The 21,471-nt window shown below is 66.7% G+C and carries 22 protein-coding genes and 1 other RNA gene; 6 read left to right on the top strand and 17 right to left on the bottom strand.

The features are described 5' to 3' along the window. Nucleotides 1–1,782: DUF885 domain-containing protein (locus V6M48_RS12630; protein WP_332812885.1), on the top strand; the 1,782-nt coding region annotated here is incomplete at its 5' end. Nucleotides 1,783–1,813: 31 nt separating this feature from the next. Here V6M48_RS12630 and V6M48_RS12635 read toward each other — a convergent pair. Further along, nucleotides 1,814–2,125 (bottom strand): hypothetical protein, encoded by a 312-nt coding sequence (locus V6M48_RS12635; RefSeq protein ID WP_332812886.1) that lies wholly within the window; start codon nt 2,123–2,125, stop codon nt 1,814–1,816. 317 nt (nt 2,126–2,442) lie between these two features. Between V6M48_RS12635 and V6M48_RS12640 the strand changes: the two genes are divergently transcribed. Next, nucleotides 2,443–2,649 (top strand): cold-shock protein, encoded by a 207-nt coding sequence (locus V6M48_RS12640; protein WP_332812887.1) that lies wholly within the window; start codon nt 2,443–2,445, stop codon nt 2,647–2,649. An 83-nt stretch (nt 2,650–2,732) separates the two neighbouring features. Further along, nucleotides 2,733–2,948, top strand: a complete 216-nt coding sequence (locus V6M48_RS12645; RefSeq protein WP_332812888.1) for a hypothetical protein — start codon at nt 2,733–2,735, stop codon at nt 2,946–2,948. Nucleotides 2,949–3,124: 176 nt separating this feature from the next. Here V6M48_RS12645 and V6M48_RS12650 read toward each other — a convergent pair whose 3' ends face one another. From V6M48_RS12650 to V6M48_RS12665, 4 genes are read right to left on the bottom strand one after another with little or no spacing between them, the layout of a single operon-like run. Further along, nucleotides 3,125–3,694, bottom strand: coding sequence for an NUDIX hydrolase (locus tag V6M48_RS12650; RefSeq protein ID WP_332812889.1), 570 nt, complete (start codon nt 3,692–3,694; stop codon nt 3,125–3,127). Between the two features lie 23 nt (nt 3,695–3,717). Continuing rightward, nucleotides 3,718–4,395, bottom strand: a complete 678-nt coding sequence (locus tag V6M48_RS12655; protein ID WP_443019107.1) for a TPM domain-containing protein — start codon at nt 4,393–4,395, stop codon at nt 3,718–3,720. Next, complete coding sequence (locus tag V6M48_RS12660) at nt 4,392–5,210, bottom strand: TPM domain-containing protein (RefSeq protein ID WP_332812891.1); 819 nt, start codon at nt 5,208–5,210, stop codon at nt 4,392–4,394. The genes V6M48_RS12655 and V6M48_RS12660 overlap by 4 nt, the downstream gene beginning before the upstream one ends. 39 nt (nt 5,211–5,249) lie before the next feature. Beyond that, entirely contained in the window at nt 5,250–5,867 is a 618-nt protein-coding gene (locus V6M48_RS12665) for a LemA family protein (RefSeq protein ID WP_332812892.1), read from the bottom strand. 103 nt (nt 5,868–5,970) lie between these two features. Between V6M48_RS12665 and ssrA the strand changes: the two genes are divergently transcribed. Continuing rightward, nucleotides 5,971–6,311, top strand: a transfer-messenger RNA (tmRNA) gene (gene ssrA / locus V6M48_RS12670). 206 nt (nt 6,312–6,517) lie between these two features. After that, a complete protein-coding gene (locus V6M48_RS12675) occupies nt 6,518–6,793 on the top strand; it encodes a hypothetical protein (protein ID WP_332812893.1) in 276 nt (91 codons plus the stop codon). 196 nt (nt 6,794–6,989) lie between these two features. Here the strand turns inward: V6M48_RS12675 and pnp are convergent, their stop codons facing one another. The 12 genes from pnp to V6M48_RS12735 form a co-directional block, all read right to left on the bottom strand. Beyond that, the gene (pnp, locus tag V6M48_RS12680; RefSeq protein WP_332812894.1) at nt 6,990–9,350 is read right to left on the bottom strand and encodes a polyribonucleotide nucleotidyltransferase; all 2,361 of its coding nucleotides are present in this window, start codon (nt 9,348–9,350) and stop codon (nt 6,990–6,992) included. 214 nt (nt 9,351–9,564) lie between these two features. Further along, on the bottom strand, nt 9,565–9,834 hold the full coding sequence (rpsO, locus tag V6M48_RS12685) for a 30S ribosomal protein S15 (RefSeq protein ID WP_332812895.1): 270 nt from the start codon (nt 9,832–9,834) through the stop codon (nt 9,565–9,567). A gap of 18 nt (nt 9,835–9,852) precedes the next feature. Continuing rightward, nucleotides 9,853–10,938, bottom strand: a complete 1,086-nt coding sequence (gene truB / locus V6M48_RS12690; protein WP_332812896.1) for a tRNA pseudouridine(55) synthase TruB — start codon at nt 10,936–10,938, stop codon at nt 9,853–9,855. Beyond that, nucleotides 10,935–11,447, bottom strand: a complete 513-nt coding sequence (locus V6M48_RS12695) for a GNAT family N-acetyltransferase (protein ID WP_332812897.1) — start codon at nt 11,445–11,447, stop codon at nt 10,935–10,937. Before V6M48_RS12695 ends, truB begins: the two co-directional genes overlap by 4 nt. Before the next feature lie 14 nt (nt 11,448–11,461). Further along, a complete protein-coding gene (gene rbfA / locus V6M48_RS12700) occupies nt 11,462–11,881 on the bottom strand; it encodes a 30S ribosome-binding factor RbfA (protein WP_332812898.1) in 420 nt (139 codons plus the stop codon). Nucleotides 11,882–11,973: 92 nt separating this feature from the next. Then, nucleotides 11,974–14,526: a translation initiation factor IF-2 gene (infB, locus tag V6M48_RS12705; RefSeq protein ID WP_332812899.1), complete on the bottom strand. Its 2,553-nt coding sequence runs from the start codon at nt 14,524–14,526 to the stop codon at nt 11,974–11,976. A 120-nt stretch (nt 14,527–14,646) separates the two neighbouring features. Then, a complete protein-coding gene (locus V6M48_RS12710; protein ID WP_332812906.1) occupies nt 14,647–15,354 on the bottom strand; it encodes a DUF448 domain-containing protein in 708 nt (235 codons plus the stop codon). Nucleotides 15,355–15,457: 103 nt separating this feature from the next. Continuing rightward, nucleotides 15,458–17,062: a transcription termination factor NusA gene (nusA, locus tag V6M48_RS12715; RefSeq protein WP_332812900.1), complete on the bottom strand. Its 1,605-nt coding sequence runs from the start codon at nt 17,060–17,062 to the stop codon at nt 15,458–15,460. A gap of 5 nt (nt 17,063–17,067) precedes the next feature. Next, on the bottom strand, nt 17,068–17,628 hold the full coding sequence (gene rimP, locus V6M48_RS12720) for a ribosome maturation protein RimP (protein ID WP_332812901.1): 561 nt from the start codon (nt 17,626–17,628) through the stop codon (nt 17,068–17,070). Between the two features lie 178 nt (nt 17,629–17,806). Then, the gene (locus V6M48_RS12725) at nt 17,807–18,610 is read right to left on the bottom strand and encodes a hypothetical protein (protein ID WP_332812902.1); all 804 of its coding nucleotides are present in this window, start codon (nt 18,608–18,610) and stop codon (nt 17,807–17,809) included. Nucleotides 18,611–18,891: 281 nt separating this feature from the next. Further along, nucleotides 18,892–19,392: an isoprenylcysteine carboxyl methyltransferase family protein gene (locus V6M48_RS12730; protein WP_332812903.1), complete on the bottom strand. Its 501-nt coding sequence runs from the start codon at nt 19,390–19,392 to the stop codon at nt 18,892–18,894. A gap of 30 nt (nt 19,393–19,422) precedes the next feature. After that, nucleotides 19,423–20,472, bottom strand: coding sequence for a type III polyketide synthase (locus V6M48_RS12735; RefSeq protein WP_332812904.1), 1,050 nt, complete (start codon nt 20,470–20,472; stop codon nt 19,423–19,425). Between the two features lie 116 nt (nt 20,473–20,588). Between V6M48_RS12735 and V6M48_RS12740 the strand changes: the two genes are divergently transcribed. Then, the coding region (locus V6M48_RS12740) for a PQQ-dependent sugar dehydrogenase (RefSeq protein WP_332812905.1) at nt 20,589–21,471 on the top strand (883 nt) is incomplete at its 3' end.

Raw genomic sequence — 21,471 nt, forward strand, 5'->3', positions numbered from 1 at the left:
GCCGCTCCGGCGGCGGCGCCCGCCGCGCCCGCCGCGCCCGCCGCTGGCCCGGCGCAGCACGATTCCGCCCTGGCCGCATTGTTCGAAGCCTATGACCGGGCCGATCTCGCCCTCTCGCCGATGACCAAGGCGTACCGCGCCATTCGCGACCAGGATTATGGGCGGTGGGACGAATATGGCGAGGCGGCGGCGATTGCCAAACGCGACCTCGATCTGCGCACCCTCGCCGAGCTGCGGGCACGCTTCGATCGGGCGCGGCTCTCGCCCGAGGACCAGCTGAGCTACGACATCTTCGTCAACATGGTCGAGCGGGCCGAGCTGATCTTCCCGTTCCGCAAGCAGGCCTATGTCTTCGACCAGATGAACGGCGCCCAGAGCGAGGGGCCGGCCTTCCTGATCAACATCCATCGCGTCGACAGTCTCGCCGATGCCGAAGCCTATCTGGCGCGCCTGCGCTCGCTCGACACCTATCTCGACCAGGCGATCGCCGAGGCGCGCGACCGCCAGGCCCAGGGCGCGCTGCCGCCCAAATGGGTCTATCCCTATGTCATCGACGACGCGCGCAACATCATCTCGGGCGCACCTTATGGCCGCGGCCCGGACAGCGATCTGTTCGCCGATTACAAGGCCAAGATCGGCAAGCTCGACGCGCCCGCGGCCGAGAAGGCGCGGCTGATCGCGGCCGGGCGCAAGGCGATGATCGAGGAGATCGAGCCGGCCTACCGGCGCGTGATCGTGCTGATGCAGGAGCAGCGCAAGGCCGCCGGCAACGACGACGGCATCTGGCGCTTCCCCAACGGCGCCGCGCAATATGCGGCGCTGCTGCGCTATTACACCACCAGCGGCATGGATGCCGACCAGGTCCACAGCCTCGGGCTACGACAGGTCGAGCGGATCCACGACGAGATGCGGGCGATCATGCGCCGCGTCGGCTTCACCGGCACGCTCCAGCAATTCTTCGTCAGGATGCGCACCGACAAGAGCCTGCTGCTGCCCAACACGGCGGCCGGCAGGCAGGCCTATCTCGCCGAGACCGAGAAGGCGAACCGCGAGATGGAGGCGTTGCTGCCGGCCTGGTTCAACACGCTCCCCAAATCCTCGCTGCTGGTCAAGCCGGTCGAGCCGTTCCGCGAGAAGTCGGCGGGCAAGGCCTTCTACCAGCGCCCGGCGCCAGACGGCTCACGCCCCGGCACCTATTACGTCAACCTCTACAATATGGCCGACATGCCGGGCTCGGAGATCGAAGCCCTGTTCTACCATGAGGGCATTCCGGGCCATCACCTCCAGCTCGCGGTCCAGACCGAGCTTGGCGCCGACGTCCCGCCGTTCCGGCGGTTCGGCGGCTTCACCGCCTACATCGAGGGCTGGGGCCTCTATTCGGAGCGGCTCGCCAAGGACATGGGCCAGTATAAGGACCCGTATCGCGATTTCGGCCGGCTCCAGCTCGAGCTCCACCGCGCCATCCGGCTGGTGGTCGACAGCGGCCTCCACCATAAGCGTTGGACCCGCGCGCAGGCGATCAAATATGTCGAGGACAACAGCGCCGACGCGCCCGGCGGGATCGTCAAGGCGATCGAGCGCTACATCGTCTATCCCGGCCAGGCGACCGCCTACATGGTCGGCAAGCTCAAGATCGAGGAGCTGCGCGAGCGGGCGCGGACCGCGCTCGGCGACCGCTTCGACATCAAGGGCTTCCACGACGCGGTGCTGCTGTCCGGGCCGGTGCCGCTCGACATATTGGAGCGCAACGTCGACCAATGGATCGCGCGCCAGCGCGGCTGAGGACACGGCCGGCTGGCCGGCGACTCCTAGTTTAGCAGTCGACGTCGGCGGTCAGGCGGTGCTGGAACGGCCGGTTGTCGACCAGCCCGCGCTGGAGCTTGGTGAAGATGCCGCCGAGCAAGGTCGGCAGCACGCCTTCCACGGCCATCAGATCCTCGAGCTTGCGGATGTCGATGTTGATCTGCAGGCGGTCGTCATATTCGAAGCTGATCGTGGTGTCCTTGGGGCAGTGCGCGCGCACCGCCTGCGCGATCCGCTCCAGCTCCGCGGTCACGATTCTGGGCCGCGGCGGCACCGGTATCTGCTCGACATTGGCCGCCGCCACGGCTTCGCCATCGCTCATGTTCGATTTCCCCCGAGTCCTCGCACGAACATAATATGAAAGCCGCGGCGGAGCGACGCGATTTCGCACTGATCCCATCGAGGGGGAGGAATAGGAGGAGGCGCGCCCCGACCGACGGGGGAAAAACCGCCGTTTTCCGCGCTTTCCGGGGTTAAATCACGAAGCCCCTGTCATTCTTGGCCATAATGATCTATATAGGATCTGCTACAGTCGCAATTTGAACGGTCTCTGGCGCTTTGCGGCTCCTTTTTCCTTCTCTCGCTTCTCCTAGCATCAGGGGACCGCCTTCCGGTCCCTCCAACAAGAAGGAATGTAATATGCCTACCGGAACCGTGAAATTTTTCGACACCGCCAAGGGCTATGGCTTCATCACCAATGAAGCCGGAGGCAAGGATGCCTTCGTCCACATCAGCGCGGTCGAAGCCGCCGGGATGCACACGCTCGAGAAAGAGCAGCGCATCACCTACGAGCTCGAGAACGACCAGCGCGGCAAGACCAGCGCAGTGAATCTGCAGGCTGCCTAAGCCGCCGCCTCCGCTTGCGCGGAGGGGAAACAAGGGCGGGTGCCATTCGGCATCCGCCTCTTTTTTGCGATCGGGAGACCATCATGTCGGCACAGAGCGATTTCTACCTGGCCCGCGCCGCGGAGGCTCGCGCCAGCGCCAGCGCCGCCACGCTCGACAATGTCCGCGATCGCTGGCTGCGTTCCGAAGCGAGCTGGGGCGAAATGGCCGCCCGCAGCGAGCGCGGCGACAAACGCCGCGCCCAGATCATCGAAGAAAAAGCGAGCGCATCCGACGCGCTGGGGGCCCAGGCCGTCTGACTCCAGCACGCGCTGGCGCAAGCCCGCGTTTGCTCGACCTTGATCGTTTCAGGCTGAATCAGCCTGAAATGTGAATCAAGGTCTCAACCATATGAATAGAGCCTGATTCACGCTTTCGGCGGAAGCGCGAAGCGCTTCCACCTCAAACGATCAGGCTCTAGGCCGCTTCGGCGGCCTCAGCCGGAACGGACCTGTGACGGCTCTGACGTGCGCTGCTCGGCCAGCATGCCGCTCCCGAGCAGCAGCAGCAATTTGACGTCCATCGCCACGCCCTGCGCCCGTTTGCGCGCGACGAAGCCCGCGATGTCGCCGAGCGGCACGCGGTGGACGATGATCTCCTCGCCTTCGACGCCGCCGCCGTCGCCGACCTTGGTCAGCCCTTCGGCGCGGACCAGGGTGAAGCCCTCGGACGACATGCCGGGCGAGGCGTGGAAGCGGCCGAGGTTGATCATCCGCTCGGCGCGGTAGCCGGTCTCCTCCTCGAGTTCGCGGATCGCAGCCGCCTCGACCTCCTCTCCCTCGGTGTCGTCACCGACCAGGCCGGCGGGGAGCTCGAGGCAGCTGCAGCCGAGCGGCACGCGATATTGCTCGACGAGCAGCACGTCGCCCGCGACCAGCGCGACGATCACCGCTGCGCTGACGCCGCGGGTGCGCGAGACATATTCCCAACGGCCCTTGCGCTTGGCGGCGATATATTTGCCCTGCCAGACGATCTCCTCGCCCTGCTCCTCGGCGGGGTCACTCATGCTCGCCCCTCACGATTTGCACCTCACAATTCGACGAGCCGGTCGGGAAGCTCGTTGCGGTCGGTGCCGCTCTTGGGGAAATGCTCGGCGAGCACGTCACCGATCATCGCGACCGCCTTGGCCATCCCCTCGCCGGGTTGGCCGGCCTTCACCGCGGCGATCAAAACCGCCATCGCATCGCCCCATGTCTCGGGCGCGACCTTCGAATGGATCGCCTGGTCGGCGACGATCTCGGCGCGATGCTCGGCGAGCGAGAGGTAGAGCAGCACCCCGGTCCGCCCGACAGTCCGCCGCTCGGCGCCGACCTTGAAATATTGCACCGCACGGCGCCGCACGCGCCGCGCCTTGGTCGCGCCCGGGGTGAGCGCGAGCCTGAGCGGCATGTAGGCGAGCGCGTAGCGGACGATCAGGAAGACCGCGGTCAGCTTGATGAACAGCAGGGCCATCAATGTGCCGCGCGTCAGCATCGCGTTCCAGCCGAGCATCTGCCCCATCGCCCAGTCGATCAAGGCTTGCGGAACGAACGCGAGCATCGCGGGCACGAGCAGCATCGCCAGCACCGCATAATGGAGGCCGACGTCGTGATAGGCGTCCGAGCGGTCGGCGACGATCGTGACGATCTCGCCGTCGCTCTTGCGCTCGGCCTCGGTCACCGCCGCGGTGACCAGCACATGATCGGCCTCGCTCAGCCTCAGCATCACCATCCTCCCGACGCTCCGCCGCCGCCGAACGAGCCGCCGCCACCCGAGAAGCCCCCGCCGCCACCACCAAAGCCGCCGAAACCGCCCCCACCACCACCGAAGCCGCCACCGCCGCCGCCAAGCCCCGGTCCCCACAGGACGACGGGCATGCCGCCGCGGCGGGTGCGGCGGCCACGGCCGCGGCCGCGCAGCATCGGGATGACGATGAAGACCAGCACCACGCCCCAGAAGATCAGCGGAAACAGCGAGCCGCCACCGCCGCCGCTTTGGCGCGACTCTTGCGCCGCCGCGGCCGCGGCAAGCGCGCGCTGCTCGGCCTCCTCGGGCGGCGCCTGGAGCTGCTGGATGACGGCGTCGGCGCCGGCGAGGATGCCGCCGGCCATGTCGCCCTCGCGAAAGCGCGGCAGGACGGCATTATGGATGATCAGCGCCGTCAGCGCATCGGTGAGGATCGGCTCGAGCCCATAGCCGACCTCGATCCGCACCTTCCGCTCGGCGGGCGCGACGAGCAGGATCGTGCCGTTGTTGGCCTCGCTCTGGCCGATCCCCCAGGCGCGCCCGAGCCGATAGCCATAATCCTCGATCGGATAGCCGCCGAGATCGGGCACCGTCGCGACGACCAATTGCCGGCTGCTGGCCTTCTCGAGCGCCTCGAGCTTGGCGGCGAGCGCCGCTTCCTGCTGGGGATCGAGCAGATTGGCGACATCGACGACCCGGCCGGTCAGCTTGGGGAATTCCTGCGCCTGCGCCGCAACCGCCCCGAGCAAAAACGCCAGCAGCAGGCTCAGCAATGAAGGAAATCGGAGCGGGCTCATGTCAGCCGAAGGTTCCTCATGCGCGCCGCAACGCTCCGGCTATTTGGTCGAGTTGGTCGACGTGTCGAAGCTCACCGTCGGCGCGCGCTCGGCGTTGGGGGTGACGGCCTCGAACGGCACCATCGGCTTGGCGCCGTAGAAGACCTTGGCGCCGATCACGTCCGGGAAGGTGCGGATGCGCGTGTTATAATTCTGCACCGCCTTGTTGTAGTCGGTCCGCGAGATGGCGATGCGGTTCTCGGTGCCCTCGAGCTGCGACTGGAGCGCGAGGAAATTCTGGTTGGTCTTGAGGTCCGGATAGGCCTCCTGGAGCTGACGCAGCGGCAGCAGCGCGGTCGTGAGCTGGCCCTGCGCCTGGCTGAAGCGGCGCACCGCCTCCGGATCGGACAATTGCTCGGCCGACAAGGTGGTCTGGGTCGCGCGGGCGCGCGCCTCTGTCACCTCGCGCAGCACGTTGCGCTCCTGCGCGGCCGCGCCCTGCACGCTAGCGACGAGGTTGGGGATCAGGTCGGCGCGGCGCTGATACTGGTTCTGGACGTCGGCCCAGCGCGCCTTGGCCTCCTCCTCGGCGGTCGGGATCGAGTTGACGCCGCAGCCGGAGAGCGAGACGATCGCGACGGGGGCGAGAAGTGCCGACATCAGGCGAGCGCGGGTCATATCCATTCCCTTTCAAAAGCCGGTAGCGCGGGCGTAGCCATTGCGGGAGTTAGGCACTCGCAGCCGCACCCGCAACGTTATTGCGCCGGCCGGCGCGATCCAGTCACTTTAAATTCAGCCTCGTATCGCTATATAGGGTCTGCCGGGTTCGCCCGGCTATGGCGATAAATTGCGGCGTGCAATAGACGCAGCGGACCCGGGGGCGGTACCCGGCGGCTCCACCAAAACCGGCTCATTCAGCCGGTCCTGACGGGGCCGAACTAGGATCGACGTGTGTTCAAAAGCGCTGTTTTTGCCCGGCCTGAGTAAGCCGTTATAGGCTCAAAACCACAAGTGCCAACGATAACGAGGCTCTTGCGATTGCTGCGTAACTGATCCCTCACGGGTGAAGTTACAAAGACAAAAGCGCGGCAGGGACCACGCCGGGCAACAGAAGTGGAAACCAGCGGTACGGGGAGCACCGGGCAACAGAAGCTCCCCACTTCCGCATCTCCCCCAGCTATAAAGCGCGCTTTCCCGCGCAGGGACGGCCCAGAGACGGCAATGTCGTTACGAGCGCGGCACGGCTTGCCGCATCGCCCGCCGCACATTATGGCAACGAGCCTCGCATTGCTCTATGACGACGCGTCACCAACAAGGGGATTGACCAAATGAAGATCGCTTCCAAAGCTCTCGCCGTGGCCGCTTTTGCCGCGCTCGCCGCCTGCAACAGCAATCCGGCCGCCGAAAATGTCGAGAATGCCGCCGAGAACGCCGCCGATTCGATCGAGAACCAGGCCGACGCGCTCCAAGAGGCCGCCGACAATGCGGTCGGCGCCACCGCCGACGCGCTGGAGAACCAGGCCGACGCGCTCGAGAACCAGGCCGACGCCGTCGAGGACGCCGGCGAAGCGAAAGCGGATGCGATCGAAGCCAATTCGAACTGATCCGACTTCAGACTAAAAAATTAGGGGCCCCGCGAAGGGCCCCTTTTTTTGTGTCTAAAGCGGGAGGAATTCCTCCCCTGCGGTTGCAGGGGAGGGGGACCGCGAAGCGGTGGAGGGGCCTCTTCGAGGTTCGAGAAACCCCCCTCCACCACATTTCATGTGGTCCCCCTCCCCACGAACCAGTGGGGAGGATTTTTTAATCGTCGTCGCGGGTGAGGAAGGCGGGAGCGAAGTCGGGATCGCCGCCTCCGTCCTTGTTGCCGCCACCCTCGCCGCGCGGACCGCGATCGCCGCGGTCGCCGCCACCACCGCGCGGGCCACGGCCCCGGCCGCGGTCGCCGCGGTCACCGCGGTCGCCACGGCCTTCGCCGTCACGGCGGGGACCACGATCGCCGCGATCGCCACGATCACCGCGCGGGCCGCGGTCCTCGCGCGGCGGGCGCGTGTCCTCGAGCTCGGCGCCGGTCTCCTGATCGACGACACGCATCGACAGGCGGACCTTGCCGCGCGGATCGACCTCGAGCACCTTGACCTTGACTTCCTGGCCTTCGGAGAGCGCGTCGGACACCTTCTCGACCCGCTCGTTGCGGATCTCGGAGACGTGGACGAGGCCGTCGCGGCCGCCCATGAAGTTCACGAACGCGCCGAAGTCGACCATGTTGACGACCTTGCCGGTGTAGACCTTGCCGACCTCGGGCTCCTCGACGATGCCGAGGATCCACTTGCGGGCCGCCTCGATCTGGCTGAGGTCCGACGAGGAGATCTTGATCAGGCCCTCGTCGTCGATGTCGACCTTGGCGCCGGTCTGCGCGACGATCTCGCGGATCACCTTGCCGCCGGTGCCGATCACTTCGCGGATCTTCGACTTGTCGATCTGCAAGGTCTCGATGCGCGGAGCGTGCGCCGAAAGCTCGGAGCGGACCTCGCCCAGCGCCTTGGCCATTTCGCCGAGGATGTGGGCGCGGCCGGCTTTGGCCTGATCGAGCGCGGTGCGCATGATCTCTTCGGTGATGCCGGCGATCTTGATGTCCATCTGCAGGCTGGTGATGCCTTGCGACGTGCCGGCGACCTTGAAGTCCATGTCACCGAGATGATCCTCATCGCCGAGGATGTCCGAGAGGACCGCATAATCCTTGCCCTCGAGGATCAGCCCCATCGCGATGCCCGAGACCGGCCGCTTGAGCGGGACGCCGGCATCCATCAGCGACAGGCTGCCGCCGCAGACGCTCGCCATCGACGAGGAGCCGTTGGACTCGGTGATGTCGGAGGTGACGCGGATCGTGTAGGGGAATTCCTCCGCCGTCGGCAGCACCGGGCGCAACGCGCGCCAGGCGAGCTTGCCGTGACCGACCTCGCGCCGGCCTGGCGCACCGAAGCGGCCCACTTCGCCCACCGAATAAGGCGGGAAATTATAGTGGAGCATGAAGTTCTGGTAGGAGAGGCCCTCGAGCCCGTCGATCATCTGCTCGGCGTCCTTGGTGCCCAGGGTGGTCGTGCAGATCGCCTGGGTCTCGCCGCGGGTGAACAGCGACGAGCCGTGGGTGCGCGGCAGGAAGCCGACGATCGCCTCGATCGGACGCACCGTCTTGGTGTCGCGGCCGTCGATGCGGCGGCCGTCCTTGAGGATCGCGCCGCGGACGATGTCCGCCTCGAGCTTCTTGACCAGCTTGAGCGCGCCGAGATAACCGGCCGGGTCCGAAGCTTCCATGTCGGCAAGCGCTTCCCGCGCCTTGGTGCGGGCTTCGTTGATCGCGGTCTGGCGCTGCTGCTTGTCGGTCAGCCGGTAGGCTGCGGCGAGATCCTCGCCGATGATCGAACGCAGCTTTTCCTTGATCGCCTTGGTGTCCTGCGCAGGAGCAAGCTCCCAGGGCTCCTTGGCGGCCTGCTCGGCGAGGCGGATGATCGCGTCGATGACCTTCTGGATTTCGCGATGGGCGAACATCACGCCGCCGAGCATGACGTCCTCGGAAAGCTCCTTGGCTTCCGATTCCACCATCATCACCGCATCGCGGGTGCCGGCGACGACGAGATCGAGATCGCCGTCCTTGACCTCCGTCTGCGTCGGATTGAGGATATAGTCGCCGTCGGCATAGCCCACACGAGCGGCAGCGATCGGACCCATGAACGGGACACCCGACAGGGTGAGCGCAGCGGACGCCGCGATCATCGCGACCACGTCGGGCTCGTTCTCGCCATCGTAGGAGAGGACGTGCGCGATCACGAGCACTTCGTTGTAGAAGCCTTCGGGGAACAGCGGCCGGATCGGGCGATCGATCAGCCGGCTGGTCAGCGTTTCCTTTTCGGTCGCACCGCGCTCACGCTTGAAGAAGCCGCCCGGGATACGACCGGCGGCAGCGAATTTTTCCTGATAATGGACGGTCAGCGGGAAGAAATCCTGCCCCGGCTTGACGTTCTTTGCGGCCGTGACGGCGCAAAGCACGACGGTCTCTCCCATCGTGGCGAGCACGGCGCCGTCGGCCTGACGCGCGACCCGGCCGGTTTCGAGCGACAGGGTTTTTCCGCCCCACTCGATTTCTACTTTCTTGGTATCAAACATCTGCTTTTCCTTACAACGCACCGTCAGCCGGATGCTGGCGGTGGCCTGCGGGCCGACGCGAATGCGCGTCCGCCCAAGGGTGGAGCCCGTCCTTGGATGGGGCTCCGTGCGGGCACATTGCCCGGCTTTTCGGACCTTGCGGCCCTGCTCCGGGCACCGCCGGATTGCGGCTGCCCGAAATGACGAAACGGCCCGCAGGGCGGGCCGTTTGGGATTATTTACGAAGACCGAGCTTGGTGATCAGATCGCTGTAGCGGGCGTGATCCTCGCGTCTCAGGAAGTCGAGCAGCGAGCGCCTTTTGTTGACCATCATCAGCAGGCCGCGCCGCGAGTGATTGTCCTTCGCATGGGCCTTGAAATGCGCCGTGAGATTGTTGATCCGCTCGGTCAGGATCGCGACCTGGACCTCCGGCGAACCGGTGTCGCCGCTCTTGCGGCCATTGTCGTTGATGATTTCTTGCTTGCGCTCGGCTGAAACCGACATCGTCCATTCCTTTCAAAATTACAGGTTGAAGCCGCGCACCACCCGAAGCTCACCTTCGGAAAGCTCCACAAGCGCAACCGGAACAGAGCAGTCGGTTGCTAGATGGAGCCCTGGCTTTGCGGCAATCCCGGCCAATCTCTGCCCCTGGCGGAGCAGCCTTGCCTGGTCGGGGGTGACAGCGAGAGCCGGGATGTCGTCCAGCCCTGCCGTCAGCGGCAAGAGTGCCTGTTCAAGCTCGCGCGCATTAGCGAGTTCGCTCAATTTGTCCAGTGAAATCGCGGCTTCCAAGGTGAACGAGCCGGCCTGGAGGCGGCGCAGGAAGGTGACCTGGCCGACCGTGCCGAGCGCATGCGCGATGTCGCGCGCGAGCGAGCGTATGTAGGTGCCCTTGGAGACATGAGCGAGAAGGGTGATTGAGGAACGCGCCTCCCCTTCCTCTCCAGCGCCGGGCGCTGCTTCTGCCGCTTGCGGGACCTCTGCAAAACTCCGTTCGCGGTGAGCTTGTCGAACCGCCTTCCTTTCTAGCTCAGAGAAGGAAAGGCCTTCGACAAGCTCAGGCTGAACGGTTTTGAGGTGACTCGGCTCCTTTTGCAGCGGGGCCGCTGGCGGGGCGATGCTCAGGCTGTGGATCGTGACGGCTCGCGATCTCATCTCCAGGGCCTCGCCCGCCCGCGCCCGCGCATAAGCGGGCTTGCCGTCGATCTTGAGCGCCGAATAAGCCGGCGGCACCTGCTCGATCGCGCCGGTGAAGCGCGGCAACACGGCCTCGATCTGCGCCAAGGTCGGCCGGCAAGCGCTGGTCGCGACGACCTCGCCCTCGCGGTCGAGCGTGTCGGTTTCCGCGCCGAAGGCGATCGTGAACTCATAGGCCTTGTGCGCGCCGAGCATGTGGCCGCTCAACTTGGTCGCCTCGCCGAGCGCGACCGGAAGCACGCCGCTCGCGAGTGGATCGAGCGTCCCGCCATGGCCGACCTTGGCCCGCGCATAGCCGCCCTCGCGCAGCGCCCGCTTGACGGCCGAGACGATCTGGGTCGAGCCCGGCCCTTCCGGCTTGTCGATCACCAGCCAGCCGTTCAGCATTGCCCCCTCGCCCGCGGCGTTCATCGCTGCCATTCCTCGGCGAGGATCGAGTAGATCGCGGTGTCGCGGACATGGCCGGTCCAGGTGATGCGATTGGCGCGGAGCACGCCCTCACGCCGCGCGCCGAGCTTCTCGACCGCGGCCATCGACCTGGCATTGCGCGTGTCGATCCGGAATTCGACGCGGGTGAAGCCGCAGGCGAAGGCGCGGTCGAGCATCAGCCGCTTGATGCGGCGGTTGAAGCCGCTGCCGCGCACCCGCGGCGCGAGATAGGTGCGGCCGATCTCGAGCGCCTTGTTCGGCTCGTCGATGCCGAGGAAAGCGCTCATCCCGACCAAAGCATCGCCTTCGTAGAGTGCGAAGGCGATGCTGCGCGGATCGCCAAAGCATTTCTCGAACGACATGTCGAACTCGGCGCCGAAGAAGCGCGAGGGGTAGATCTCCCAGATCTCGTCATCCTCGGCGCAGGCCGCACGCAGCGCCTCGCGATGATCCTCTCGCAGCGGCTCGATCCGCGCGCTCCCTTCGGCCATTGGTGCGCCGAGGCTCACGCCCGGTCCGCATCCTCAGCTTCGCCATCGGCGCCAAGATCCCGCGCCACCGTCGGCGAGCGCAGGATGGTGTCGATATGGCTGCCCTCGTCGAAGCTCTCGTCGGGCAGGAACTTCAGCGCCGCGGCATATTTGGTGTTGACCCGCCGCGCGACCTCCCCGCGCAGATAGCGGACGTGCTTCTTCAACGCGGCGAGCACCTCGGCCTCGTTGGCGCCGAGCAAAGGCTTCACGAACACGGTGGCGTGGCGCAGGTCGGGCGACATCCGCACCTCGGTGATCGAGACACTGTGGCTGGCGAGCACGTCGTCGTGCACGTCGCCGCGGATCAAGATGTCCGACAATGCGTGCCGGACCTGCTCGCCGACCCGCAGCAGGCGCACCGAGCGCCCTTCGGGGCTTTCATTCTGACGCATGTCTAAATTCCAAATTCCCCCGTGCGGGGCACGGACCGGCGGCCGCACCCCACCGGGGGAGAGAGGCTAAAGATGCTTCCCCGGGGGGAGCATTACAGCGTGCGCTCGCGCTCCTCGACTTCGTAGGTCTCGAGGAAATCGCCGGCCTTGATGTCGGTGTTGTTCTCGAACGTGACGCCGCATTCGAGGCCCGCGCGGACCTCGGGGACGTCGTCCTTGAAGCGCCGCAGCGAGGCGATCGCGCCGTTGTAGATGATGACGTCGTCGCGCATGATCCGGGCGCGCAGCGCCTTGCGGATATAGCCTTCGATGACGAGCAGGCCCGCCGCCTTGCCGTGCTTGCCGGCGGAGAAGACCTCGCGGACCTCGGCGCGCCCGACGACATTCTCGATCATCAACGGTCCGAGCTGGCCCGCCATCGCCGCCTTCACCGCATCGGTGAGATCGTAGATGACATCATAATATTGCAGCGCGACTTTGTCCCGCTCGGCGATCTCGCGTGCCTTGGCGTTGGGCCGGACGTTGAAGCCGATGATCGGCGCCCCCGACGCGCGCGCCAGGGTGACATCGCTTTCGGTGATGCCGCCGACACCAGAGTGCAGCACGCGAACCTTGATGTCCTCGTTGGAGATCTTGTTGACCGCGTTGACGATCGCCTCGACCGAGCCCTGCACGTCGCCTTTGACGACCAGCGGGAATTCGATCGCCTGATTCTCCTTCAGCGCCGAGAACATCGTGTCGAGATTGGCCGGGGCGCTGGTCGTCCGCTTGCGGTCGAGCAGGCCCTGACGGTAGGCGGCGACCTCGCGGGCGCGCGCCTCGTTCTCGACCACCGACAAGGTGTCGCCGGCCGACGGTACGCCCGACAGGCCGAGCACCTCGACCGGAAGGCTCGGGCCGGCTTCCTTCACCTGCCGTCCGCGGTCGTCGATCATCGCGCGGACCTTGCCGCTGATCGCGCCGACGACGAAGATGTCGCCGACCCGCAACGTGCCGCGCTGGACGAGGACGGTGGCGAGCGGGCCGCGGCCCTTGTCGAGCTTGGCCTCGACCACCGCGCCTTCGGCGGCACGCTCGGGATTGGCCTTGAGCTCGAGCAGCTCGGCCTGGAGCTGGATCGCTTCGAGCAACCCCTCGAGGTTGGTCTTCTTCAGCGCCGAGACTTCGACGTCCTGGACGTCGCCGCCCATCTGCTCGACGACGATCTCGTGCTGGAGCAGCTCCTCGCGGACCTTCTGGGCATTGGCGCCGGGCTTGTCGACCTTGTTGATCGCGACGATCATCGGCACGCCGGCCGCCTTGGTATGGTTGATCGCCTCGATCGACTGCGGCCGCAGGCCATCGTCGGCGGCCACCACCAAGACGACAATGTCGGTGACGTTGGCGCCGCGCGCGCGCATCTCGGTGAAGGCCTCGTGACCCGGCGTGTCGAGGAAGGTGACCTTCGACTTGTCGGGCAGCGTGACCTGATAGGCGCCGATATGCTGGGTGATGCCGCCGGCTTCGCCTGAGACGACGTCGGCGCCGCGGATCGCATCGAGCAGCGACGTCTTGCCGTGATCGACGTGGCCCATGATCGTGACCACCGGCGGACGCGCCAGCAAGGTCTCGTTGGCATCGACATCGGCTTCGCTCTGGATGTCGACGTCCGATTCGCTGACCCGCTTGATGACATGGCCGAACTCGGTGACGAGCAATTCGGCGGTGTCCTGGTCGATCGTCTGGTTGAGCGTGACGACCACGCCCATCTTGAACAGCGACTTGACCAGATCGGCAGCGCGCTCGGCCATGCGATTGGCGAGCTCCTGGACGGTGATCGCCTCGGGCACCACGATCTCGCGGACCTGCTTGGCTTGCGGCCCCGACTGCTGGTGGGCCCGCTTTTCCTTTTCGCGCGCGCGCTTCAGCGCGGCGAGCGAGCGGGCGCGGACGCCGCCTTCGCCATCGTCGAGCGCACGCGTGACGGTGAGCTTGCCCGATTGGCGGCGGTCGACGTGGCCACGCGCCGGACGGGCCGGCTCGGGCCGCTTGGTGCCCGGCTTGGGACGGCCGTGAGCGGCGGCCCCGCGGGCGCCTTCCTCCTCGTCGTCGGCGGTCGCCGGTGCTGCAGGCGCAGCGGCCGGCGCGCTCGCCGCCTCCTCGGCCCGGCGGGCCTGCTCGGCGGCTTCCGCTTCGGCGGCGAGACGCGCGGCTTCGGCGCGCTCTTCCTCGGCACGGCGGTTTTCCTCGGCGCGGCGGCGCTCGTCCTCGCCGGCCTGCACCGCCTGGCGATCCTCGCGGCGGCGCGCTTCCTCGAGCGAGTTCATCCGCGCTTCTTCGGCCTCGCGAAGCAGCCTCTCCTGAAGCTCGCGGCGCGTGGTGGGGTCGCTCGGCGGACGCGCGAGCGGGCGCTGGGGCGTCGGTGCCGGAGCAGCGGGCGGCGCCTTGACGACAGGCGCGACCGGCTCGGGTGCGGGCGCGGCTTCGACCTTGGGCGCCTCGGCCTCTCCGGGACGTCCAAGCACGCGGCGCTTCTTGACCTCGACCACGACGGTGTTCGAACGGCCGTGGCTGAAGCTCTGCTTCACCTTTCCGGTCTCGACCGTGCGCTTCAGACCCAAAGGTGCGCGCGTGCCAAGCTTCGGCTTATCTGTCGTATCGCTCATTCTTGCCCTTCACTCTATTTCACTCGCCGTCGCATCCGGCGAACCTGCCCTCTTCGGCAAAACCAAAACTTCATTCGTGCGCCAAACATTCGTCTGGCTAAAACATTCGTCCAGAGCGCCTTAATCCGTGGATTCGGGCGACCGCGAGAGTGATTCCCGCTTCGGCGGGAAGCGCTCTGATCCCTGAACAGGTCCGATAAAAGCGCGCCACCGAGCAAGCAATTGACGGACTCGTGCGGCCGCACCACGCTCAATTATGGCAATATGTACCACATTTTGCCGGCCAAGCGCTAACGACAATATGGCTCTTTCCGCTGGGAAAACCAGCCCTTGGCGATGCTCTTCTTCGCCGCCGTCGTCGCTTCGACCGTCCATGCGCCCCCCCATGCGCAGGGCCTGATCGAGCTTGGCCGAGCCATCGGCGCCCGCGTCGGCGGCGTGTAGCAGGAGGTGGACCTCGCCGCGCCGGGCGGCGGTCTCGATCTTCTCGCTGCCGGTGATCAAGGTGCCGGCGCGCGCCTCGAGCCCGAGCCGATCGAGCAAGGCCTGGCGCAGCGCGGCCTCGATGCGGGCGCCGAGATCGTCGGCTATGGTGAGCTCGCCGGTCTTGAACGCCCGCGCCAGCGCGGCCTTCAACCGCCCTTTCGCCTGCGCCCCCTCGAGCGTCGCGCGGTCGACCCCAATCCAGGCGCCACGGCCCTGAGCGCGCGCGCGCACGTCGGGCGCGACACTGCCGTCGGGGCCGAGCGCCAGCCGGATCAATGTGTCGCGCGCGCCATGCGCACCCGACAGCACGCATTTGCGCTCGGGCTCATGGTCGCCGCGCAGCTTTGCGCTGCCGCGACCATCGGGTTGCCGTTGGGCAGCTTGCCGTTCGACGGTGTCAGGCCCGCTGGTGCCAGGCCCGCTGGTGTGAGCCCCGCTTAGGCCCTCATTGGGAGTCTGCCGCAACCGCGTCCTCCCCTTCATCCTCGAACCAGTGCGCGCGGGCGGCCATGATGATCTCGTTGCCCTGCTCCTCGCTGAGGCCATATTCGGAGAGAAGCCCGCCCTTGTCCTCGTTGCTGCGCGAGCTTTCCTGGCGGCGGCGCGGCTCGTTGCGCTTCTTCGCGACCAATTCGTCGGTCGCGAGATCGGCGAGATCGTCGAGCGTCTTGATCCCGGCCTTGCCCAGGGTCACCAGCATCTGCTCGGTGAGATAGGGCATGGTCGCGAGATCGTCCTCGACGCCAAGGCCGCGGCGCTCGACACGCGCCGCTTCCTCGCGGCGATCGAGCGCTTCCTGCGCGCGATTCTGCAGCTCGCCCGCGAGCTCCTCGTCGAAGCCCTCGATCGAGCTCAATTCGTCGACCTGGACATAAGCGACTTCCTCGAGCGCGCCGAAGCCTTCGGCGACCAGCAATTGGGCGAGCGTCTCGTCGACGTCGAGCTCGGTCTGGAACATCTCCGAACGCTCGACGAACTCGCGCTGGCGCTTCTCGCTGGCATCGGCCTCGGTCATGATGTCGATTGCCGAGCCGGTGAGCTGGCTCGCCAGGCGGACATTCTGGCCGCGGCGGCCGATCGCGAGGCTCAACTGGTCGTCGGGGACGACCACCTCGATGCGGCTCTCCTCCTCGTCGATGACGACGCGCGCGACTGTCGCGGGCTGCAGCGCGTTGACGACGAAGGTGGCGAGGTCCTCGGACCAGGGGATGATGTCGATCTTCTCGCCCTGCATTTCCTGGACGACCGCCTGGACCCTGCTGCCCTTCATGCCGACGCAGGCGCCGACCGGATCGATCGAGCTGTCGTGGCTGATCACGCCGATCTTGGCGCGGCTGCCCGGGTCGCGCGCGGCGGCCTTGATCTCGATGATGCCGTCGTAGATCTCCGGCACTTCCTGCGCGAACAGCTTCTTCATGAAATCGGGGTGGGCGCGGCTGAGGAAGATCTGCGGGCCGCGGTTCTCGCGGCGCACCGACAGGATCAGCGCGCGGGCGCGGTCGCCGACCCTCAGGACCTCGCGTGGGATCTGCTGGTCGCGGCGGATGACGCCCTCGGCGCGGCCGAGGTCGACGACGACGTGGCCGAACTCGACGCGCTTGACGACGCCGGTGATGATCTCGCCGGCGCGATCCTTGAATTCCTCATACTGGCGCTCGCGCTCGGCATCGCGCACCTTCTGGAAAATGACCTGCTTGGCGGCCTGCGCGGCGATGCGGCCGAACTCGATCGGCGGCAGCGGATCGACGATGAAGTCGCCGAGCTGCGCGCCGGGCTGCAGCTTCTGCGAATCCTCGAGGCTGACCTGCTTGAAATAATCGTCGACCTGCTCGACGACCTCGACGACCCGCCACAGGCGCAGATCGCCGGTGGTCGCATCGAGCTTGGCGCGGATGTCGTTCTCGGCGCCGTAGCGGGCGCGCGCGGCGCGCTGGATCGCATCCTCCATCGCCTCGATGACGATCGCGCGGTCGATCAATTTCTCGCGCGCGACCGAATCGGCGATCGCGATCAGCTCGGCCTTGTTGGCTGAAACGGCGGCGGTGGCCATTGTAACTATCCTTCTAGCTTGATCGGGTCGCCGCCTTCAGTAGGCGACCCTTCGTAAACGATCTCGTCCGCTTCGACGGACAAGAGGGGTGCGGTGGCGGCGATCAGCTTGTCGGTGATGACGAGCTTGGCCGAATGGAGCTTGGCGAACGGCAGCCTCGCCTCGCCGCTGGCGACGCGGATCAATATCTGATCGCCGTCGGTGCCGATCAGCTCGCCGGTGAATTGCTTGCGGCCGTCGAGCGCTTCGCCGAGCGTGACCTTCGCTTCGTGGCCGCGCCAGTCGTCGAAGTCGCGGAGCCGGGTCAGCGGACGATCGATGCCCGGCGAGCTGACCTCGAGCCGATAGGCATTCTCGATCGGATCGAGCTCGTCGAGCACGTCCGACAACCGCCGCGACAGCCGCGCGCAATCGTCCAAGGTCAGCTGGCGCGTGTCGGGCCGCTCGGCCATCACCTGGAGGGTCGGGTCGGAGGTACCGCCGAACATCTTGACGCGCACCAGCGCGAGCCCTTCGGCCTCGGCCTCGCGCTCGATCAGCTTGGTCAATTCGGCGATCTCCGCCATCCGCACTCCGCATCCACAAGTCCAGCCCGCGGGGCCGGAATAAAAGCCGTCTGCCGCCGGCCCCACTCTGGGACCAGCCTCAACATGTTAGCGATGTCGAGAAAGGCAGCTCCCATATAGGCCTGCAAGCCGCGCGGGGCAAGAGTGATCGCAGATGCAGCCGCGTGCCCGCAATCGTTCAGCTGGTCCGGAACAGATGCCAGCCGCCGCCCAGCGGTTCGATCCAGATATAATCGTCAGGCGACGGGCGCGGCGGCGGCTTGCCGCCGTCGAACAGGAAGCCGACTGCATTGTCGAGCACGCCGCCGATGACGACCTGGACAAAGCCGGGCTCGGACCGACCGATCCCGGCCAGCCCGAGCGCCCGCAGCCGATCGACCAGCGGACCCGCCTTGCCCTCGCCTTTGGCGATCACCCAGTCGCTCGATCCGGCCGCGACATAATCGTTCTTGATCGCCTCGAGCTCGGCGCCGTGGCGTGCGAACCAGGCGGCGAGCTCGGCATCGCTTGCCACGGTCAGGCGGACGTTCCTGAGCAGAGCCTGCTGATCCGCCGTCGCGGCGGGCTTGCTTTCGAGATCCTCCTTATACTCGCGCAGCAGGTAGCTCAGCGCCAGGGTCCGTTCGGCCGAAACCTTCCAGCGGCCATCGACCTTTTGCAGATAGGTGTAGGTGTCCTGCGGAACCTTCCCCGCCGGAACGCGCGCGACGGCCCGTTCGGGGGAGATCTGGATCAGCTTGTCGCTGGCGAGCCCGCCTCCCAGGTCCGGCGAGATCCAGTCCGAGGCCTCGCCGGTAAGGAGGGCCTTGCCCTCTTCGGACTGGAGCTTGCTTGCGGCGCTGAGACGCTCCAGCTCCGCCAGCACGGCGCGCTGTTCGGCTTCGACGCTCGCGGCTGCACTCGACGAAGCAGCCGGCGCAGGCGGAGCCGCCGCAGCCAGGCCGAGCAGCAGCGCGAGCGACAGGAGCGGAGCGCATTTCATACCCCAGTCATAGAGCCCGATCCTTTGAGGTGGAAGCGCTTCGCGCTTCCGCCGAAAGCGTGAAGCAGGCCACAACAGCCCTCTCGCTCGCTGGGACCGCTGTAAAAGGTGCCGAACTACCAAAAAATCGTTCGGCCTGAGCCCGTCGAAGGCCTTTTCTTCTCTGGGCAAGAAAGGAAAGCGGTTCGACAGGCTCACCGCGAACGGAGTTTTGCAGAGGTCGCATCAAGGGGGAGGAATGATCGAGGCCCGGCCGGAAAAAAGCGGTGAGCGAACGGCATTCATCGAGATGCCTGCAACGCCTTTTCCTCGGTGCGGATGCGGACGGTGAGCAATGCAGCGTTGAGCAAAGAGAAGAGCACCGCCATCTCCCACAGGCCAAAAGCGAGCGGGAGCAATGCGATCTCGGCGACGACGATCGCATAATTGGGGTGGCGAACCAGCCTGAACGGGCCGCTGCGCACCAGCGGCGCGCCGGGCAGGATGATGATCCGCGTCGTCCAGCGCCCGCCGAGGCTGGCGAGCACCCAGAGCCGCAGCGGCTGGAGCAGGAAGTAAGCGACCACGAGCGGCCAGATCAGCGGCCGGCCGGGCGCCAGCCACCACAGCCCCGCCAGCCACGAACCATGGAGCGCTACGATGAGCAAATAATGGCCGGCGCCGACCTCATGCGCGCCGCGCGCCAGCAGGCGCCGCGTGTTGCGCCGCGCGATCGCCAGCTCCGCCAGCCGCTGCAATGTCACGAACGCCAGGATCGCGATGGCGACTTTGAAGTCGGTCATAGTGGGAAATCGGTCATATCGGCAAATCGATCATTGCGGCCGCGACAGCAGCAGTCCGCTGGCGGTGAAGCCGGGGCCGAGCGCGAGCAGCATCATGCGCTCCGGCATGCCCGCCCGGATCACGCGGTCGAGCACGAACAGCACGGTCGGGGCGGACATGTTGCCATAGTCGCGCAGCACCTCGCGCTCGTGGTCCAGCGCGCCCTGGCCGACGCCGAGGCTCTGCTCGAGCGCGATGATCACCTTGGCGCCGCCGGGATGGCAGATGAAGCGGTCGATCTCGTCGGGAGCGACGCCGCTCTTGGCCGCGATCGCTCCGACAGCCTCGGCCATATGCTGCTCGAGGAACGGCGGGATCGAACGGTCGAAGATCACGCCCAGGCCCGGGTCCTCGACGTCCCAGCCCATGATGCCGAGCGTTTCGGGCCAGAGCATCTCGCCGCCCGCGCCGACGGTGGCGATGCCGCCGCCTGGAGCGGTGCCGGAGCGCAGCACGCAGGCCGCGGCGCCATCGCCGAACAAGGCGGTCGCGACGATATTGGCCTTGCTCGGCTTGTCGAGCCGGATCGAGATCGAGCAAGTTTCGACCGTGACGAACAGGATCGTCTTGCCCGGCACGCCGGCCGCAAGCCGTGCCGCGATCGCGAGGCCGCCGACGCCGCCGGCGCAGCCGAGGCCGAAGATCGGCACGCGCTCGGCATCGCTCCTGAACCCCATCCGGCCGGCGACCCGCGCCTCCAGGCTCGGCGTCGCGATGCCGGTGGTCGAGACGGTGACGAGCGCATCGACCTCGTCGGGCGCGACGCCGGCGGCGGCAAGCGCCTTGGCTGCGCACTCCTCGTAGAGCGCCTCGGCCGCCTCGAGATAGACTTGGTTGCGCTCGCGCCAGCCATGGTCCTGCTCATACCAGGCCGGCGGGCGGACGATGTGGCGCTTGACGATGCCGGCATTGTCGAACACCGGCTCGAGCCTGTCGAAGCGACTGGTGCGTGTGCCGAACAGACGGCGCACGAGCGCCTTCGCCTCGGTCTGGGGGAGGATGGTCCCGGGCACCGCGGTCGCGAGCGACAGCAGGCTCACTGAAATCGGGCTAATCGGCAAAGTTGGTCCAGACGCGCAACAAATGACACTGTATGTGACGCAACCCCGGCCTTTGTGAAAGGTTCGTTGTGAATGAACCCTTGCTGGAGAAAGCGATGCGAAACCTGCTCACCGCCACCGCCTGCGCGCTGATCCTCGTCGGCTGCGGCGGCGGCGGCGAGGCGGTCGCGAACGACGCCCGAAACGGCCAAGCTTCGGCGCCGGCATTCCAGGTCGCGGCGATGGCGCACTTCAACCAACCCTGGGCGATGATCTTCCTGCCCGACGATCGCCTGCTCGTCACCGAGCAGGGCGGCCAGCTCCGCCTGCTCAACAAGGATGGCAGGATCGGCACGATCGGCGGCACGCCGCAGGTCGATCATGGCGGCCAAGGCGGCCTCGGCGACGTGATCCTCCACCCGGATTTCGCCAACAACGGCTTCGTCTATCTGAGCTGGGCGGAAGCCGGACCGGACGACACGCGCGGCGCAGCGGTCGGGCGCGGCAAGCTCGTCCTCGATGCGCAGGGGGGCGGCCGGATCGACGGCCTGCAGGTGATCTGGCGGCAGGAGCCCAAGGTCGCGGGCCGCGGCCATTTCGGGCACCGCCTCGCCTTCTCGCCCGACGGGTATCTGTTCATCACCAGCGGCGACCGCCAGAAATTCACGCCGGCGCAGGACATGAACATGAACCTCGGCAAGGTGATCAGGCTGAGCGACGCCGGCGGAGTGCCGGCCGACAACCCGTATTACGATCGCGGCCGCATCACCTCCCAGATCTGGTCGTTCGGCCATCGCAACCCGCTCGGCATCGCGTTCGACAAGGCCGGTCAGCTGTGGACGCACGAGATGGGCCCGCGCGGCGGCGACGAATTCAACCGCATCGAGAAAGGCTCGAACTACGGTTATCCGATCGTCTCCAACGGCAATCATTATGACGGGAGGAACATCCCCGACCACAAGACGCGGCCCGAGTTCAACGCGCCCGAAATCAGCTGGA

This window comes from Sphingomonas sp., from assembly GCF_036677245.1.
GTDB lineage: Bacteria > Pseudomonadota > Alphaproteobacteria > Sphingomonadales > Sphingomonadaceae > Allosphingosinicella.

Excerpts from the sequence above, each read along its gene's own strand:
- V6M48_RS12645 (WP_332812888.1), top strand. The coding sequence starts at position 2,733 with ATGTCGGCACAGAGCGATTTCTACCTGGCCCGCGCCGCGGAGGCTCGC.
- rbfA (WP_332812898.1), bottom strand. The coding sequence starts at position 11,881 with ATGCGTCAGAATGAAAGCCCCGAAGGGCGCTCGGTGCGCCTGCTGCGG.
- V6M48_RS12665 (WP_332812892.1), bottom strand. The coding sequence starts at position 5,867 with ATGACCCGCGCTCGCCTGATGTCGGCACTTCTCGCCCCCGTCGCGATC.
- rimP (WP_332812901.1), bottom strand. The coding sequence starts at position 17,628 with ATGGCGGAGATCGCCGAATTGACCAAGCTGATCGAGCGCGAGGCCGAG.
- rpsO (WP_332812895.1), bottom strand. The coding sequence starts at position 9,834 with ATGTCGGTTTCAGCCGAGCGCAAGCAAGAAATCATCAACGACAATGGC.
- pnp (WP_332812894.1), bottom strand. The coding sequence starts at position 9,350 with ATGTTTGATACCAAGAAAGTAGAAATCGAGTGGGGCGGAAAAACCCTG.
- V6M48_RS12640 (WP_332812887.1), top strand. The coding sequence starts at position 2,443 with ATGCCTACCGGAACCGTGAAATTTTTCGACACCGCCAAGGGCTATGGC.
- V6M48_RS12650 (WP_332812889.1), bottom strand. The coding sequence starts at position 3,694 with ATGAGTGACCCCGCCGAGGAGCAGGGCGAGGAGATCGTCTGGCAGGGC.
- V6M48_RS12660 (WP_332812891.1), bottom strand. The coding sequence starts at position 5,210 with ATGAGCCCGCTCCGATTTCCTTCATTGCTGAGCCTGCTGCTGGCGTTT.
- infB (WP_332812899.1), bottom strand. The coding sequence starts at position 14,526 with ATGAGCGATACGACAGATAAGCCGAAGCTTGGCACGCGCGCACCTTTG.
- V6M48_RS12695 (WP_332812897.1), bottom strand. The coding sequence starts at position 11,447 with ATGGCCGAAGGGAGCGCGCGGATCGAGCCGCTGCGAGAGGATCATCGC.
- V6M48_RS12675 (WP_332812893.1), top strand. The coding sequence starts at position 6,518 with ATGAAGATCGCTTCCAAAGCTCTCGCCGTGGCCGCTTTTGCCGCGCTC.
- nusA (WP_332812900.1), bottom strand. The coding sequence starts at position 17,062 with ATGGCCACCGCCGCCGTTTCAGCCAACAAGGCCGAGCTGATCGCGATC.
- V6M48_RS12635 (WP_332812886.1), bottom strand. The coding sequence starts at position 2,125 with ATGAGCGATGGCGAAGCCGTGGCGGCGGCCAATGTCGAGCAGATACCG.
- truB (WP_332812896.1), bottom strand. The coding sequence starts at position 10,938 with ATGAACGCCGCGGGCGAGGGGGCAATGCTGAACGGCTGGCTGGTGATC.
- V6M48_RS12730 (WP_332812903.1), bottom strand. The coding sequence starts at position 19,392 with ATGACCGACTTCAAAGTCGCCATCGCGATCCTGGCGTTCGTGACATTG.
- V6M48_RS12725 (WP_332812902.1), bottom strand. The coding sequence starts at position 18,610 with ATGAAATGCGCTCCGCTCCTGTCGCTCGCGCTGCTGCTCGGCCTGGCT.